The organism is Pseudogemmobacter sp. TB195, assembly GCF_058313095.1.
In genome coordinates this window covers 1-713 of sequence record NZ_JBZEGG010000111.1, presented here as the reverse complement: position 1 = coordinate 713, position 713 = coordinate 1, and the positions used below count along the sequence as shown (strand labels likewise).

Below are 713 nucleotides of genomic sequence, written 5' to 3'. Positions count from 1 at the left end.
CCCGGGGAGCGGGCGGTCATCGCTTACAATCCAGGCGGCGCGGTCACGCTGAACGGCGGCGTCATCAATGTCCAGAGCACGATCGCGCAGCGCGGCCTCGGCCTGCTGGGCCGCAGCCATGGCGTCATCAACAGCAGCGCCGACGTGACGACCACGGGCGATCGCGGTCATGCGGTGCAGGCGGGCAATTCAGGCCCCAACATCACCCTGTACGACGGCTCCACGGCGGGAACGGTCAACCTTACCGGCGGGCGGATCAGCACGGACGGCGTCTATTCGCTGGGCCTGCACGCGGTGGACCATGGCGTCATCAACGCCAGCAACGTCGTCATCAGCACCACCGGGGCGACCAGTTTTGGCGGCCAGGCGGAAAGCGCCAGCACCATCAATCTGGTCAACGCCAGCGTCACCACCTCCGGCGCCGGCGCCACCGGCCTGGTCGCCAACAACGATATGGTGAAGGATTTCAACATTCCGACGCCGGGCGGGGTCATCAACGCCCAAAACACGGCCATCACCACGACCGGTCTGGCCGCCGGCGGCGCCCTCGCCTCCCATGGCGCCAGCGTCAGCCTCGCGAACGGATCGGTGACCACCAGCGGCGACCAGGCCGTGGGCCTCTCCGCCCTCATCAACGGCCAGATCAGCAGCAGCGCCAACATCACCACGGGGGGCGTGGGGGCGCATGCGGCGCAGGCCGGCGGCGCTGGCGC

Annotated in this window: 1 protein-coding gene; it reads left to right on the top strand. The window is 69.1% G+C overall.

Translation table 11 applies throughout. The features are described 5' to 3' along the window. A partial coding sequence (locus AC4FS3_RS28875; RefSeq protein ID WP_491023398.1) for a hypothetical protein occupies positions 1 to 713 on the top strand: 713 nt, incomplete at both ends.